This is a genomic window from Microbacterium sp. PM5 (genome assembly GCF_003293595.1).
GTDB lineage: Bacteria > Actinomycetota > Actinomycetes > Actinomycetales > Microbacteriaceae > Microbacterium.
Genome location: NZ_CP022162.1, coordinates 1,969,769 through 1,984,825, shown reverse-complemented (window position 1 = coordinate 1,984,825; position 15,057 = coordinate 1,969,769). Strand labels below are relative to the sequence as shown.

The 15,057-nt window shown below is 69.5% G+C and carries 15 protein-coding genes; 7 read left to right on the top strand and 8 right to left on the bottom strand.

All coding sequences use genetic code 11. From position 1 onward, the window contains the following. Window positions 1-26: 26 nt before the first annotated feature. Both CEP17_RS09625 and CEP17_RS15120 read right to left on the bottom strand, forming a co-directional pair. Complete coding sequence (locus tag CEP17_RS09625) at window positions 27-290, bottom strand: hypothetical protein (protein WP_162722432.1); 264 nt, start codon at window positions 288-290, stop codon at window positions 27-29. Next, a complete protein-coding gene (locus tag CEP17_RS15120; RefSeq protein WP_162722431.1) occupies window positions 277-447 on the bottom strand; it encodes a hypothetical protein in 171 nt (56 codons plus the stop codon). The genes CEP17_RS09625 and CEP17_RS15120 overlap by 14 nt, the downstream gene beginning before the upstream one ends. A 395-nt stretch (window positions 448-842) precedes the next feature. Between CEP17_RS15120 and CEP17_RS09620 the strand changes: the two genes are divergently transcribed. The 6 genes from CEP17_RS09620 (at window position 843) to CEP17_RS09595 (ending at window position 7,222) form a co-directional block, all read left to right on the top strand. Continuing rightward, window positions 843-1,547: a hypothetical protein gene (locus tag CEP17_RS09620; RefSeq protein ID WP_036318834.1), complete on the top strand. Its 705-nt coding sequence runs from the start codon at window positions 843-845 to the stop codon at window positions 1,545-1,547. A 4-nt stretch (window positions 1,548-1,551) separates the two neighbouring features. Further along, on the top strand, window positions 1,552-2,145 hold the full coding sequence (locus CEP17_RS09615) for a hypothetical protein (protein ID WP_162722430.1): 594 nt from the start codon (window positions 1,552-1,554) through the stop codon (window positions 2,143-2,145). 18 nt (window positions 2,146-2,163) lie between these two features. After that, a complete protein-coding gene (locus tag CEP17_RS09610) occupies window positions 2,164-2,823 on the top strand; it encodes a hypothetical protein (RefSeq protein WP_112932076.1) in 660 nt (219 codons plus the stop codon). Continuing rightward, the gene (locus CEP17_RS09605) at window positions 2,820-4,052 is read left to right on the top strand and encodes a hypothetical protein (RefSeq protein WP_112932075.1); all 1,233 of its coding nucleotides are present in this window, start codon (window positions 2,820-2,822) and stop codon (window positions 4,050-4,052) included. The genes CEP17_RS09610 and CEP17_RS09605 overlap by 4 nt, the downstream gene beginning before the upstream one ends. A 76-nt stretch (window positions 4,053-4,128) precedes the next feature. Further along, window positions 4,129-4,671, top strand: coding sequence for a signal peptidase I (locus CEP17_RS09600; protein ID WP_162722429.1), 543 nt, complete (start codon window positions 4,129-4,131; stop codon window positions 4,669-4,671). 37 nt (window positions 4,672-4,708) lie between these two features. Continuing rightward, entirely contained in the window at window positions 4,709-7,222 is a 2,514-nt protein-coding gene (locus tag CEP17_RS09595; RefSeq protein WP_162722428.1) for a helix-turn-helix transcriptional regulator, read from the top strand. A gap of 20 nt (window positions 7,223-7,242) precedes the next feature. Here CEP17_RS09595 and CEP17_RS09590 read toward each other — a convergent pair whose 3' ends face one another. Together CEP17_RS09590 and CEP17_RS09585 are read right to left on the bottom strand one after the other, a co-directional pair. Continuing rightward, a complete protein-coding gene (locus CEP17_RS09590; protein ID WP_162722427.1) occupies window positions 7,243-8,925 on the bottom strand; it encodes a hypothetical protein in 1,683 nt (560 codons plus the stop codon). A gap of 325 nt (window positions 8,926-9,250) precedes the next feature. Then, a complete protein-coding gene (locus CEP17_RS09585) occupies window positions 9,251-9,868 on the bottom strand; it encodes a TIGR00730 family Rossman fold protein (RefSeq protein WP_112932071.1) in 618 nt (205 codons plus the stop codon). A 93-nt stretch (window positions 9,869-9,961) separates the two neighbouring features. Here CEP17_RS09585 and CEP17_RS09580 point away from each other — a divergent pair, with 93 nt between their 5' ends. Then, window positions 9,962-11,338: an amidohydrolase family protein gene (locus tag CEP17_RS09580; protein WP_112932070.1), complete on the top strand. Its 1,377-nt coding sequence runs from the start codon at window positions 9,962-9,964 to the stop codon at window positions 11,336-11,338. A 69-nt stretch (window positions 11,339-11,407) separates the two neighbouring features. On the opposite strand, the gene CEP17_RS09575 is transcribed toward CEP17_RS09580, so the two are convergent. Genes CEP17_RS09575 through CEP17_RS09560 form a run of 4 tightly spaced genes read right to left on the bottom strand, consistent with a single transcriptional unit; the run spans window position 11,408 to window position 15,042 of the window. Next, entirely contained in the window at window positions 11,408-12,298 is an 891-nt protein-coding gene (locus CEP17_RS09575) for an ABC transporter permease subunit (protein WP_036321122.1), read from the bottom strand. A 2-nt stretch (window positions 12,299-12,300) separates the two neighbouring features. After that, on the bottom strand, window positions 12,301-13,107 hold the full coding sequence (locus tag CEP17_RS09570; RefSeq protein ID WP_036321123.1) for an ABC transporter permease subunit: 807 nt from the start codon (window positions 13,105-13,107) through the stop codon (window positions 12,301-12,303). 2 nt (window positions 13,108-13,109) lie between these two features. After that, on the bottom strand, window positions 13,110-13,922 hold the full coding sequence (locus tag CEP17_RS09565) for an ABC transporter ATP-binding protein (RefSeq protein WP_036321127.1): 813 nt from the start codon (window positions 13,920-13,922) through the stop codon (window positions 13,110-13,112). 22 nt (window positions 13,923-13,944) lie between these two features. Further along, window positions 13,945-15,042, bottom strand: coding sequence for an ABC transporter substrate-binding protein (locus CEP17_RS09560; RefSeq protein WP_036321125.1), 1,098 nt, complete (start codon window positions 15,040-15,042; stop codon window positions 13,945-13,947). Window positions 15,043-15,057: the final 15 nt, after the last annotated feature.

Genomic DNA, 15,057 nt, shown 5'->3' with positions numbered 1-15,057 from the left:
TCGCTCAGCGCCGGATGCCGCCGCCCTCAGGGACGCACGTGCAGCTGCAGGGTGTCGAAGATCGTTGTCCGGCTCCCGGTGGCGATGGTGACGGTGTGCAGCAGCTCGTACCCCATCGCGCCCCACTCGTTCAGCTCCGACCAACGGTGTCGTATCTGATCGGAGTTCTCGGCCTCGGCGTCGGTGCGTGACTGCAGGCGCGTCTCGACGATGACATAGGCGTACTCGTCTCGGGGTTCGGATCGATCGCCCGCCGTGTGCATGCGGGACCGGCGGTCACTGAAGATCAAGGAGCGCCCCCACCTGACGCGAGCCGATGACGACCACGATCCAGAAGACGGGCGAGAAGATCAGCCCCAAGATGATGGCGCGTGCGATGCGGAGGGACTCGTCGCGCTCGCGCTCGAACGACCGGCCCCCTGGGTTCGTCGTCTGCTTCACGGTCATGGTCTCTCCCCTTTCGTGCATCGAAGGCCGTCCCTTCCGTGCACACCGGAGACCACCGCAGCACGAGCGCAGGTGTCTCCCGCGTGCGTGGGAGGCGTCCGAGTGCGGCGCTGAGTGCCGACCCCCCGGGATTTGAGTGGCGCCGGCGATCCGCACCGCCAGATACGCGCCGGCGCGCACCATAGCGGCCCCGCAGGGCAATGTGTGTCATCGCGCGTGGGGACGCGACCACTCCCTGACGCCGCGTCGATCACTCATTCGGTGGGGGCATGCTCCTGCGCGGCGCTCATTCGGCGGCCCGCAGCACTCTGTGGCGATCGCGTGCGGTGGAGTGATCCCGCACTACCCGCATCGTCGACACGACCGCGCACCACACAGACAAGGAACTGATCCCGATGACATCAACGACCGAAACGACAGCTACCGCCCGCGACGATGATCGCCGTGGCCGCAAGAGGGCCTTCCTCGCCCTGGGCGCGCTGCTCGGCGTGGGTGCGCTCGCCACGAGCGCCTACTTCACCGACTCCGCGCTGCTCGATCTCAACGGCGGCGGCGGGTTCGGCAGCACAGACAACAAGTACAACATCCAGGTCTCGACGGGGATGGAGAACACCGTGAGCGACGTGAAGACCTGGGTCGAAGCGTTCCCGAACTCTGCAGCGATCACCGATATCCCGGGCGCGAGCAATCTCCTTCCTGGAGGTTCGGTGGTCGTGAAGATCCCCGTGCTGAACGAGTCGAAGAACTGGAAGTCGACGCTCAAGCTCTCCCTCAAGAACACGACGCCGGCGGCGTCGACGTCGGATCAGGGCGACCGCAACGCCGCCTACATGAAGCTGCTGTCTGTCGATGTGGCCGAGACGGCCGATGCATCGAAGGTCCCGACGACGTGGACCAAGACGGGGTTGACGATCCCCGCCACGGCGGGATCGAGCAGCACCGGGGTGGACCTGTCCACGCTGAGCCCCAAATCAGGAACGGTGCTCTACCTGAAGCTCACGCTGAAGGAGGGCACCACCCAGGCGGCGACCGACGCTGCGAACGGCGGGGCCGTCGCCATCCAGGCGGTTATCGACGGCACCTCGAAGAGCACGGACTGATCGCATGCGGGCACGACGACCCTCGTCCGCAGCGATGCTGGTCGCGCTGGCGGCCGTCCTGCTGGGCGCCGGCGGGGTCACCGCCACGCTCGGGGTGTCGCGAGGGATGGACGAGGGTCTCGTCGTGTTCTCGGCACCCGGAGACGATGCCTTCCGGCTGTCGGTCGCCGCGTCGGCCGACAGCCGGTGGGTCCCGACCGCGGAGGACTGGCGTCCGGGAGGTGGCCGCGCGAGCGCCGTGCCGCTGCGCGCGGACGGCGGGCCGCTGGACCTGCAGCCCGGTGGCGCTGTCACGGTGTACCTCTTCATCCGCAACGCCAGCGACGAGCTCTCCGGCGCGGTCACGATGAGCATCGTGCCCCCGCCCCAGCAGGCGGCACAGGACGAGTTCTTCGATCACCTCTGGTTCCGCGCCGGGACCGAGGGCAGAGAGGTGCTCGAGGGAACCGGCCGCGTCGCGGGACTCGTCGACCGCGACCTGTCTGCCGGTGAGGTCCGCCGCGTCAGCCTGACGGTGGGGCTTCCCGCCGACGTGCCGCCGGCCCTTCTCGATCGCATCACAGGCGTGCGTGTTCACGTGCACGCGGAAAACCGCTGACATCACCGGAGGATGACCATGACCGCCTTCCGCCACGGGACCGAGCGCCCGCGCCTTCGGCGCGGCCCTCTCGTCGTCCTGGCCACCGCGCTCGTGGTGGCTCTGTCGGTGCCACCCGTCGTGGCGACGAGTGCCGCGTTCACCAGCGGGGTGGATGCCGCGACGACTCAGTCAGGCGGTGTTCGCCTCGCCCAGGGACCGTCCGAGGATGATCGATATCCCGATGCGGCCCACCCGCATGAGATCACGGTGGACGCCGACGGTGCGCAGAAGGTCGCCTATCTCGCGAGCGCGCCGGCGGGGCCGCCCTCGGTGGCGACGGCATCCTTCACCGTCACTGTTCACCTGCTCACGCCGACGCCGCACCTGGTCATGCACGCCCGACTGGTCGATCCCGCCCCCGACGCGCCGTGGCTGCTGTTCGACGTCCGTGCGGCGGAGGCGAGCCTGCTGCCCTCCGGCGCACCCCTGTCGGCTCGCGACATCTCCGCGCTGGACGGCGGGGCGGGGCTGCCTCTGCCCGCTCCCGCCGCGGGCGGGCTCGCTCTCACCGTGCGTGTGTGGCTCGCGCCGTCCGCGCCGCCGTCCGCGTTCGCCGCGACGGTCGCGCCCGCCATCGCCATCACCGCGGAGACGACGGGCGGTCGCACCGTCACGCTGACGGAGAAGCTCTCATGACCGCCCTGACGACGACGCGGAGGGCCGGGCGCCTGGCGCGGAGGGCCGGGCGCGTGCGCCGGCGGGCGGCCATCCTGGCGTTGGGGTTCGGCACTGCGCTCGTTTTCGCCGCAGCGGTGCCGCTGCCGGCCGCGGCACAGAGCACCCAGTCGATCGCCGTTCGGGCGCCGGCGCCGGGCCACACGGTCGACGCGCGCTACTGTGCGCCCTCGCCGGGGTTCGCGCGCACCGCCACGCTCACCGTGCCGTCGACGGCGGGGCCGGCGGTGACGGCTGAGCACGGCCTGCGTGTCACCCTGCGAAGTGACCGAGGCGTCGTGCTCGCCGACGGGCTGGGAGCCGACGAGCTGCGTCGCATCCGCATCGACCTCGGCCGCCTCGCCTCCGATGAGAGCGCGTGCGTGGTCCTCACCGCACGGATGCCGACCACCGCCGATGACTCCTTCCGCACGGCGGCCGGCGAGGTCACGCTGCGCGTCGACAGTGAAGGGATGCTGCCCGGCGGTGTCCTCGCGGCAACGGGCATGAACGGCGACCATCTCACCGTGGCGGCCGCGGCGGGCGCGGCGCTCATCCTCGTCGCCGGCCTGCTGCTCATCGGCGGTACCCGGCGCCGGGCGCGGCGCCTCGCGTGCGTCGCCGTGTGCACGTGCGGCGTTCTCGTCGTCGGTGCGCTCGCCGTCGGATCGTGGGCCGCGTTCACCGACAAGGCGGCGGTCGCAGTCGCGGCGTCCGGTCAGTTCGGCATCGCCGTTCGCGACAGCGCGGGTATCGCGCGCCTGCCGCGCGACGGCCGCGTCACCGTCTCCTACGTGGACACCGGCGACCTCGTGCCGGGCAACACCGCCGTCCTCACCCTGGCGGTGTTCAACAACTCGCTGGCCGCGGACGGCCGCATGGCCCTTCGTCTCACCGCGGCCGGCACGCTCGCTCCCTTCGTCCGCTACAGCGTGTCGATGGATGCCGACGGCTCGTCGAGCGTCCTCGCGGGAACGCCCGACACCCCTGCGACCGGTGTCGCGATGAGCGGTGACGGCCTTCGCGCCGACCTCGGTCTCGTCGCCGCGGCCGGTATTCGGCTCGCCGACGGTGACACCGTTCCGAGCTCCGCGGCCCGTGCGGTGCGCACGTTGACCGTGAAGCTGCATCTCCTCGACGATCCCCGCCTTCACGATCTGACCGGCGGAGACCTCGCACTCCACCTGGAGGTCGTCGGGCGCTCGGCCTGACACCCAACCTCCCCCTCCACCACGCTTGAACGGTTGATATCGCATGACTCCTCCCTTCTCTCCTTCGCCAACGACCGTGCGCGATGACGCGGCGGCCGCCGTCGCTGCGGCGCCGCAGCGACGCACGCGTCTCCTGAGGATGCTGCGGGGCGCCGGTCTCTGGCTCGGCGCGCTCATCGGCATCGCCAGCGCGGTGATCGTCATCGTGTGCCTCCTCTTCCAGATGCGCCCCCAGGTCGTCATCTCCGGATCGATGGAGCCGGCATTGCCGGTGGGCTCTCTGCTGCTGGTCGCGCCGACGGCTGCAGACGAGATCCGACCGGGCGACATCGTCACAGTGGACCGGCCGGGCGGTCGCGGCCTCGTCACGCATCGCGTGGTGACGACGTCCGTCGTCGACGGGCGGGCGACCGTCGAGTTGAAGGGGGACGCCAATGCGACGGTCGATCCCGACCCCTATGTCGTCGGATCGGCCGAGCGCGTGGTGATCGCGATTCCCTGGGCGGGCTACGTGGCTGTCGCCGTGAAGTCGCCGCTGATCATGATGGCGCTCGTCGTCGCCGTGGTCGCTGTCATCGGCCTCGGGTTGCTCCCCGCGCGCGGGCGCGCGTCTGGTTGAAATGTTCCCCCGGTGACAGAGTGGGGAGACGATGTTCATGTTCACGTACGAGCTCCGAACTCTCCTCTCCTGTGTGCGTGAGGGGCGATCCGCCCATGTCTGCGGTCCGGGCGGCGTGGGCGCGACGACGCTGCTCACAGAGCTGCGGACGACGCTCGAAGCGGAGGGCTTCACTCTGCTCGTGATCACCGGAACGCCCTACATGCGTGATCGGGAATTCTTCGCACTGCAGCAGTCCCTCCTCACGCTGCCGGCTTCGCGCGCTCCCGTGTCGTACGCCGGTCTCGTGGATGCGGCATCCGCTGCCCTTCTGGGCGCTGCGCAGCGCGCCGTGATCATCGACAGCATCGAGAACGTGGACCGGAGCACGTTGAGCGTGATCCAGGCGGCCGCCGACCGCACGGGGGCACCGGTCGTGCTGTCTCGAGCGTGGAGCATCGGGGCGCTCGTGCGCAACGGGGTGCGCTACACGAGAGACCCGGGCCGGCGCGTCGACCTGCGCCCGCTGGACTTCGTCGCTACTGCGGCGCTGCTCCAGGATCGCCTGGGTGGGCGCCCCGACACCGAGATCGTGTCGCGCATCTTCGCCAAGTCGCACGGCATCACCGGCCTCGCGCTCGCGACCCTCGACGGCGCCCGCGACAACGGCCTGATCGAGCTTCGCGGGGACCGATGGGTCATGACCGGCCAGAACCTCCGCAACCCCCATACGGACGCCTGGCTCGAAACGCGGCTCGCCGGCCTCGATCCCGCATCGTTCGACGGGTTGGAGCATCTGGCCGTCGTCCACTCACGCCCGCAACCCGAGGCCTGTACTCGGGTGGACGAGCAGACCGTGAAAGACCTCGAGGGGCGCGGCCTGATCTCGATGACCACCACATCGGCAGGCCACAGCATCGCCCTGAACCCGCCCGCGCTGAAGGACTTCTTCCTCGACACCTCGGGTCATGCTTTCGCGGGACTGCAGGCCGATTCGGAGACCGCGTCCTTCACTCCGGGCGTTCTCGCCCCGACAAGCGTGGCGCTGTCGGTGCGGGGTTTCCGGGAGCACGTCGATCAACGTCTTCTCGAGCTCGCTGCGGCGTGGGAGGAGGCTCCCACCGTGCGCACGGCGCTGCCCTACGTGCAGACGCTGCTGGACGTCCCCCGCAGCGAGCGCACCCTGCGCACCGTCTTCGACGTCACCCCCTTGGCCTCGGCCGCAACGCCCGAGGAGGGCTTCGACTTCGCCTTCCTCCATTCGTTGTGGGCGGGGCGCAGTCGTCGCGGCGATGCGCGATCGTCGGAGATCTTCCGCGAGCTGGTCACGCTCTTTCCCGTCTGGGCGCGTTCGCTCGAGATCTTCGGTCGGCTTCTCACGCACGGCGCCGACAGCATCGGCGACGATCCGACGCGGGTCTTCTCCGACGTCGGCATCGTCGGAACGGCCGGTGAGGCGCTCTGCATCTCCACCTTCGCCTATGCGAGCCTCGTCGAGGGGCGCTTCGCGGTCGCGGCACAGTGGGTGGCGCGTGTTCCGGACTCGGGCTTGCAGATCGTCCGGCGCTTCGTCGGTTTCGTCGAGGCGCTCACCGAACTCGTCGGGGGCGAGGCGCAGCGCGCCCTCGAGCGCAGTCTCGCGCGCTTCCAGGACGCGCAGGACGCTCGCGATCACGCCGGGATTCTGCTGCACGCCTACGTCGCATCGTTGTCGCTGCTGGGTCTCGCCCGCTGGGATGAGGCTCTCGACGTCGTCGACTCGGCGCTGTCCTACGGGCCGTCGGGCACCGTCAACAACGGCTTGTACCGATCCCTGCTGTGGATGGGCTCCTTCATCAACCTGTGGCTCGGGGACACGAGCATCGCGGCCTTCTTCGAGGCGGAGGCCGAGAGCCTCGACGTCTCCGACGACGCTCTGCCCGGGATGCAGGGCGACCTCGGCGGCATCCTCCGCCTCCTCATCCAGGATGCTCCGACGCGCGCGATGGAGGCGATGCGCGGCTTCGCCGAACGGCTGAAGGGTGAGCGTCGCCTGTTCGCCGCCCTCATGACGGTGCGGATCGGGCTTGCGATCTGGCCGGACATCTCCTCCCTCGAGCTCTTCCGCAGCTACATGATGGAGGCGTACGGACAGGATCCGGAGAAGCTGTTCGCACTGGGGGTGGCCTCCTTCAGCGATCCCGAGCGCCTCGTCACGCTCGCGAGAGACTTCGGCGACGACCGCACCGTGCCGTTGGCCGTGCTCCTTCTCGCGGCGCGCAGCAGGCAGGAGCGGGAGAGCCCGTCGTCGGAGCTCGGCGTCGCCATCCGGGTCGCGTTCGACGCTCTGAAGGCGGATGCCGACATCCCGCTGACCGCATCGGCCTCTCGAACAGCGGCGGCAGACGACGGCGCCGACGCGCTGTCCGCGCGGGAGACCGAGATCGCGTTGCTGGCTCGCACGCACTCCAACGCGGCGATCGCCTCCCGGCTGGGGCTCAGTGTCCGCACGATCGAGAATCACATCCACAGCGCCTTGAAGAAGACGGGCGCCACGAATAGGCAGGAGCTCTTCCAGCTGATCAGCCGGTGAGCGCTCACGGTGCCGCGCCGTCACTTCACTCGAACGGTCCCCGTTGCGACCTCGGCCAGCGGACGGGAGTAGACAAGTGACGGCGTGGTCGGGTCGGTCACGCCGACGAACGAGAACGACTGGGCGCCGGAGGGGTATCTCCCGCACCACGCGTAGTCGAAGGCCGCGACGTTCTGCGTGCCTCCCCACGTGTACAGGCCGCCGCCCCGCGTCACCGCCCAGGTCGTGCAGGCCGCCGTCCTGATCTCGCGGACGGCGACGTCGTCGAGCCCGGCGACGCGCGTGGGCAGCAGCACGCGTTCGCGGGAGATCTCCCGCGTGCACGGGATGGAACCGTCGAGGTGGCGGCCGATGGCCTGGCAGTAGTTGTTGACACCCCAGCCGTACACGTCGCCGGCGGCGGTGATCGCCGTCACGCTCGTCAGGGTGGCGTTGTAGGAGCGGAACGTGGTCTGCTGCCCCGCGACGCTCACACGTCCGGGGGCGTATCGATAGGTCGGATCGAGACTCCACGTCGAGTCGGTGGTACTCGCGCGGCCGAGGAAGGCGTACCCGTTGCGTGCGTCGTTGACGGCCCAGGTGAACAGGGCGCCGTTCTGGAGCAGGAAGCTCCCGGCCAGATCGAACATCGCGGCTTGGCGCACGGGGCAGGTGTCGTCGACGCGGTCGAGCTGGCCGAGGGTGCCGTCGCAGCCGGGCAGCACCTTGTCCTTCATCGCCGTGACGATCGCAACGTACGTGCGGTGTCGAGCTTGCGCCGTCGTCTGCACCTTCGGGTCGTAGACGAGGCCGTCGCCGGTGCGGTAGAGGTCGGGATAGGCGGCGAAGAGTGTGAGGTTTGCGCCCTCGTTCAAGGTCGGCGCGTACGTGTGTACCTGTCCGGAGCTCAGTCCGTTCGAGTTGTCCCACCCCCAGGTGTAGATCAATCCATTGCGCCCGACGCCCAGACCCAGGTTCGCCCCGTTCCACACCGAGCGCCAACGGATCTTCCCCGCCGTGTCGGGACTGTCCGGCGTGCACCGCCCCGACCCAGGCGTCCAACACGTGTCGTTGGACACAATGGGCAAGGGCGTGGCGACGTTGCGACCGTCCGGGCGGGCGATGTTGTCGATGCTTCCCCAGGTCCAGAGGTTGCCGTCGGCGTCGAGGGCGAGAATCTGGTTCTCGGTGCGCGCGATTCGCACGATTCCGCTGAGGACACGTCGGTCGGAGGTCACCACCAGCCCCGCGCGGTACTGCTCCCCCGGGGAGAGGCGCCCTCGACCGATCGAGTCGCGTCCTTTCTCGCCGTTGAACGCGTTCTGCGCGGTGCCCCAGGTCCAGACCCGCCCCCGATCATCGAGTGCGGCGTACCAGCTCTCGCCGATCGGATAATGGAAGTCGGTGCTCCCCCCGACGGCGTCGATGATCCGGACGTCGTTCGGGATGGCGACCTTGGTCGGCGCGGAGCCGTTCGAGGTCGTACCGCCCGCCCCGTCTCCCGCGCGGCGATCACCCGACAGATAGAGCTCGCCCGACTGTGTGATCCACAGCCCCGAGCCGCTGGCGGAGTTGAAGTACACCGGAGGCTCGTCGAGGCGTGCGGATGCGGTGACGAGACGTGACGCGGCATGGGTCGTGTCGGTGAAACCGGCGGAGGTCATCGCCACGGGTGTCAGCACCGCGACCGCGACGGCAGCCAGGACAACAATTCTCTTCTGCACGGGATCTCTCTTCCTGAAGATCGCGTGGCCGGCGACGCGTCGCCGGCGGGCACCTGTCTGGCCGCGATCTCCCGGCGAATCTAGGGGTGGTCATCGGGCGCTAGGTGCCGCCGGGCGCCGCCGCGATCGACCAGAGGCCGCGGGCTCGAGAAGATGAGTGGCGACCGCTACGCCCGCTGAGTGCTGTGAGGTGCCGGGGAGCCTCCACCCGTCGCCGCGCTCCACACCGCGCCGAGAAACACGTTCCGCGCCGAGAAACCCCCGCTGCGGAGATGTCTCGGCGCCAGAGTGGTTTCTCGCTCAGCGCCGCCCGCCGCCGGCGCGCTCAGGGGCGCACGGGCAGCGCCATCGCGCCGGTCATCTCGGCGCCCGGGGAGATCTCCGACCGCGCCGGGGGCACGTAGTCGCGCAGTCGCGCCAGTGCCTCGGTCGCCGCGGTGGCGACGACGAGCATGTCGGTGTAACGGGGGTGTGTGAAGCCGCGGTCGCGCATGTTCGCGACGAAGGCGAGCAGCGGATCGAAGTAGCCCGCGACGTTGAGCAGGCCCACCGGCTTCTCGTGGATGCCGAGCTGCGCCCACGTCCACTGCTCGGTGAGCTCTTCGAGCGTGCCCGGCCCGCCGGGAAGGGCGAGGAAGGCATCGGCGCGGTCGGCCATGAGCATCTTCCGCTCGTGCATCGTGTCGACGATGATCAGCTCGGTCAGATCCTCGTTGACGGCTTCGCGCGCCTGGAGAGCTCGCGGGATGATGCCCGTGACCTCCGCCCCCGCGGCGAGCGCGGCATCGGCGACCGTCCCCATCAGCCCCACGTGGCCCCCGCCGTACACGAGCGCCATGCCCGCCTGGCCGATCGCCGTGCCGACGGCGCGCGCCGCCTCGACGTAGACCGGGTCGAATCCGGGCGAGGATCCGCAGAAGACCGTGACCGTGAAACGCGACATGCACAGACGCTAATCGGCGCGTGTTTCCACGACGTGCACGGGTGTTTCCATGCCGTGACAGGTCGGAAACATGGCCTGATTAGCGTGCAGAGCATGTCGCTCCTCGTCACTCACGCTCGTCTGATCACCGTCCCCGCCGGCACCGAGGACCCGGGCTACGTCGAGGACGGGTGGATGCTCGTGGNCGATGACGGCCGCATCGCCGCCCTCGGCGCGGGCACCCCGCCGGTCGGCACCGACGCCGACGAGACGCTCGACGTCGCGGGGGCGTTCGTCGCTCCCGGATTCGTGTCGAGCCACTCGCACCTGTTCACGAGCGGTCTGCGTGGGCTCGGCGTGGCCGACACCCTGTACGGCTGGTGCGACGCGATGCTCGGCACCACCGCCCACATGAGCGCCGATCAGCTCTACTGGGCGACGCTGCACGGCTCCCTCGACTTCCTGTCGAACGGTGTGACGACGGCGTACAACTTCACCGACCCGTTGCAGGCGTGGGAGCCGATGGTCGATGGCAAGCGCACGGGCACCGCGGGCCTGCGCGGGCTCGAGTACCACTGGCGTCAGGCGGAGGGCACGCGCGACTCCGGCATCCGCTTCGTGGATGCCGCCGGCATGGATGTCACCGCCGGAACCCCCGACGAGGTGTTCGACCGCTTCGCCGCCGAGGTCGCCCACACCCGCACGTTCGATGCGGACTACGCGCTCGGCTCGTCGATCATGGGCCAGGTGCAGTGGTCTCCCCACCCGGATGCCGCGGCCTTCGAAGTCGAGGCGATGCGCCGGTACGGGGTCACGAATCAGGCGCACTTCCTCGAGTCGCCCGAGGCCGTCGAGCACCAGCAGTCGAAGTTCGCGCTGTACCGCGACGCCGGAGCCCTCGAGCTCGGACTCGTGTTCGGCCACTTCATCCAGACGACGCCGGAGATCATCGCGCAGTCGGTGGCCGGGGGTGCGGCGATGTCGTGGCAGCCGGCATCCAACGGTCGTCTCGCCTCGGGCACCGCGCTCGTACCCGAGATGCTCGCGATGGGGATGAAGGTGGGGGTCGGTCTCGACGACCAGGCCTGCACCGACGTCAGCGACCCGTGGCAGAACATGCGCATCGGCATCTACGCGCAGCGGGCGCGGACGAAGGACCCGCTGTCGATGATGCCCGAGCAGATGCTCCGGCTGCACACCCTCGGATCGGCCGAGATCATGGGTGTCGCCGATCGCGTCGGTTCGCTCGAGGTCGGCAAGTTCGCCGACTTCGTCGTGGTGGACCCCCGCCGTCCCGACGTCGGGCCGCTGTGGCACCCCGTGCGCTCGTACGTGCTGGCGATGAGCCCGCGCAATCTGAAGGCCGTCTACGTCGGCGGTCGTCTCGTGAACGCGGAAGGCGTCTCGACCAACCCCCTCGCCGAGGAGGCGTCGGCGAAGGTGCACGAGCTGCCCGCCGCCGTGATCCCGCTGCGCGGCCACCCGCACTGAGCCCCTCTGCGCTGTCGCCCCCGCCCCGGCGAACTGCAAGGGATGCCGTGTGACGCGCGGCGCGGGCCCTCAGCGCCCGGTGGCCATGCCCATGCGGGCCAGCACGATGTTCTCCACGATCTGCACGAGGTTGTAGAGCACGAGCGTGATCAGGGTGATGAGGGCGATCGAGGTCCACAGCTGGGCGAACTGCGCCTGCGCGTTGAACTTCAGGATCGATCCGCCGATGCCGGTGCCGGTCGAGAGCCACTCCGCCAGCAGGGCACCGGTCACGGCTCCCGGCACCGATACGCGCGCTGCGGCGAACACCGACGGCAGCGCCCCGGGCAGGTTGACCTTGCGCAGCGCCGTGAACCGGCCGCCGCCGAAGACGTGCACGACGTCGAGGCTCTGCTGGCTGGCGCGGCTCAATCCGAACAGCACGTTGGCCAGGGCCGGGAAGAGCACCACCACGGTGCCGATGACGGCGACGGATGCCGGGGTGCCGCGCCCGGTGACGAGGATGATGACCGGAGCGATCGACACGAGGGGAATGGTGCGCAGCAGCAGTACGAGGGGCATGACGCCCGCCTCGATCGCCTTCGACAGGCTGAACGCGATGGCCAGGATGATCGCGACGATCATGCCGACGACGAATCCGATCCACGCGTCGAGCAGCGTCTGGCCGACGAGCGGGAACATCTGCGCCCGGTTGGCCTCCGCCTTGGGCGCGGTGACGAGGAACGTCCACACGTCCAGCGGACCCTTCGCGATGTAGGGCGAGATGCCGGTGAGGCTGACGATCGCCTGCCAGAGCAGCAGCAGGACGAGCAGCGTGATGCCGGCGTTGCCGAGCGAGCGTCGCAGGGTGCGCCGGAGCCCGCGCCGCCGCTCCGCGCGCAGGCGCGCGACGGCGATCGGGTCGGCCGTGCCGACGTGGGATGCCGCGGGTGTCGCCGGGGACGCGTCGATGACGTTCACACTCACACCGCCTTTCCGGCCACCCACGGGGTGACGAGTCTGATGAGAAGACCGAACAGTCCATAGGCGACGAGGGCGAACACGGCGCACAGGAGGAACACCGACCAGACGCCGGCGGAGTCGAGCTGGCCCTGCAGTCGGATCAGCGTCGGTCCGACGCCGGCCGTGATGGCGCCGAGGTATTCGCCGAGCACTGCGCCGAGGAAGGCGGTCGGCACGGCGATCTGCAACGCCGTGAGGATGGCGGGAAGCGCGGCGATGAGCCGTACCTTGCGCAACTGGGTCCATCGTCCGCCGCCGTAGACGCGCACGACGTCCAGCGCCGCCTTGTCGGCGGAGGTGAATCCGAGGATCGCGCCGACGACCGTCGTGAACACGCACACCAGGGCGGCGAGGAAGATCGCGGTCGCCGAGGGGTCGCCGGGGTTCTTGGCGCCGCCGAGGACGACGATCGAGATTCCTCCGACCGCGACGATCGGGAGGCAATAGGTGACGACCGCGATCTGCGTGATCACCGTCTCGGTGCGCGGGAAGACGAGCACGACCGTCGCCAGCAGCAGGGCGATGCCGTTGCCCCAGAGGTAGCCGATCGCCGCCGCGGTGATGGTCGGCTGAAACACGCCCCAGGCGCCCGCGATGTTGCCCTGCACGAACAGCCAGTCCACGACCGCCCACGGCGAGGGGACGGGGGTGTAGCTCGTGCCGTCCGCCGGACGGAAAGCGGTCAGCGAGAACAGCCACCACACGCCCACCAGGACGACGGCGCCGACGAGTCCCGCGACCCAGCCGGGCACGCGCACGCGAGCCACGGCTACGCCTCGGCCTCGGCGCGGCCGTCGTGTCCGAACAGCAGCTCGGAGGCGCGGTCGACGAGCGCGTGGAACTCGGGCGTGCGCATCATCTCGGGCGTGCGCGGGCGCGGCAGATCGACCTCGATGATCTCCTTGACCCGCCCGGGCCGCGGCGACATGACGGCGACGCGGTCGGCGAGGAAGATCGCCTCGCTGATGCCGTGGGTCACCAGCAGCGTCGTCGCGGGCTTCTCGGTCCAGATGCGCAGCAGCTCGAGGTTGAGGTTCTGCCGGGTCATGTCGTCGAGCGCGCCGAACGGCTCGTCCAGCAGCAGCACCGACGGCTTCAGGACGAGGGCGCGTGCGATCGACGCGCGCTGGCGCATGCCGCCCGACAGCTGGGCGGGCTTCGCGTCGGCGAAGTCGCGGAGGCCCACGAGGTCGATCAGCTCGTCGACGTAGCCGCGGTCGACCTTGCGACCGGCGACCTCGAAGGGCAGCTCGATGTTCTTGCGGATGCTGCGCCACGGCAGCAATGCGTGGTCTTGGAAGGCGATACCCAGCTCGCTCTTGGCGCGCAGCTGGTCGGGGGTCTCGCCGTCGACGAGCGCGACGCCGTCCGTCGGGTGATCCAGGGCGGCGAGGATGCGCAGGATCGTCGACTTGCCGCATCCCGAGGGGCCGAGCAGAGCGAGGAACGACCCCTTGTCGGTGTGGAGGTCGGTGCCCTGCAGCGCCTGCAGCGAACGCCCGCCGCGCAGCGTGAACGACTTGGAGACTCCGGAGATCTGGATGCCGGTGCCGGCGGCAGTCGCGCCGGCACCGGCATCCATCGTGGATGACACGGACATCTCGTTAGGGCAGGTACTTCTTGAGCTCGGGGTGCTCGGCGTAGATCTCGTCGATGATCGACGTGTCGAACAGCTGGTCGGCCGTCAGCTCCCAGCCCGAGGCCTTCAGCGACGCGAGGGTCTGGCTCTTCAGGTCGTCCGAGATCGTGAACAGGCCGTTGGCCTGGGTCTCATCGGTCGAGATGAGCTTCGCCTGCGCCTCGATGCCGGCCTTGACCTTGGCGGGGTTCAGCTCGCCGAAGGTGAGGTCGCCGGCCGCGGCCGAGTCGTTGTAGTGCTTCGTGACGACCGTCACGGTGTCGTCGACGGGCTTGGTGAACGTGTCGGTCCAGCCCTTGATCTCGGCGATGAGGAAGGCCTTCAGCAGGTCCTTGTGCTCGGCGAGGTACTGGTCGGTGACGGCGTACGACTCGGCGACGTAGGGCAGACCGTTCTCGGCATACGCGAGGTTGGTGGTCTGGTAGCCGGCCATCGAGACCGTGATCGCCTCGTTGGTGAGGTAGGCCATGAAGCCGTCGACGTCGCCGTTCATGAGGGGGGTCGGATCGAAGTCGACGGGCACGATCGTCAGCTGGCTCTCCGAGATGCCGTTCGCGGCGAGGAGCGCCTTGAACACCGAGGCGTTGGAGTCCTGCACGCCGATCTTCTTGCCGATGAGGTCCTTCGGCGTCGCGATGTTGCCCTTGTCCTTCAGCGACAGGATCGTGAAGGGGTTCTTCTGGAAGGTCGTCGCGATGATCTTCAGCGGGGCGCTCTGCTCCGACACGGCGGCGCCGACGGACGCGGCATCGGTCAACGCCACCTGCACCGAGCCGGAGAGGAGCTTGGCGACACCCGTGTCGGGGCCGGCGACACCCGTCACCTTGGAGAAGCCCGCCTGGTCGTAGTAGCCGTTGTCGTAGGCGTAGAACTCGCCCGCGAACTCCTCGTTCTTGATCCACGAGTACTGCACGCTGATGTCGCCGTAGCTGGCGGCCTCACCGGATGCCGAGGGGCTCGCCGCCCCTCCGGACGAGGAACAGGCCGAGAGGGCGAGGGCTGCGGCGGCGGCGACCGCCAGGATGATTCCGCCGCGGCGGCGACGGCTGGAGCGTGAGTGCATCGGGTCTCCCGGGTG

Coding starts and splice junctions, on each gene's coding strand:
- CEP17_RS09595 (WP_162722428.1), top strand. CDS start 4,709: ATGTTCACGTACGAGCTCCGAACTCTCCTCTCCTGTGTGCGTGAGGGG.
- CEP17_RS09560 (WP_036321125.1), bottom strand. CDS start 15,042: ATGCACTCACGCTCCAGCCGTCGCCGCCGCGGCGGAATCATCCTGGCG.
- CEP17_RS09610 (WP_112932076.1), top strand. CDS start 2,164: ATGACCGCCTTCCGCCACGGGACCGAGCGCCCGCGCCTTCGGCGCGGC.
- CEP17_RS09585 (WP_112932071.1), bottom strand. CDS start 9,868: ATGTCGCGTTTCACGGTCACGGTCTTCTGCGGATCCTCGCCCGGATTC.
- CEP17_RS09620 (WP_036318834.1), top strand. CDS start 843: ATGACATCAACGACCGAAACGACAGCTACCGCCCGCGACGATGATCGC.
- CEP17_RS09605 (WP_112932075.1), top strand. CDS start 2,820: ATGACCGCCCTGACGACGACGCGGAGGGCCGGGCGCCTGGCGCGGAGG.
- CEP17_RS15120 (WP_162722431.1), bottom strand. CDS start 447: ATGACCGTGAAGCAGACGACGAACCCAGGGGGCCGGTCGTTCGAGCGC.
- CEP17_RS09615 (WP_162722430.1), top strand. CDS start 1,552: ATGCGGGCACGACGACCCTCGTCCGCAGCGATGCTGGTCGCGCTGGCG.
- CEP17_RS09565 (WP_036321127.1), bottom strand. CDS start 13,922: ATGGATGCCGGTGCCGGCGCGACTGCCGCCGGCACCGGCATCCAGATC.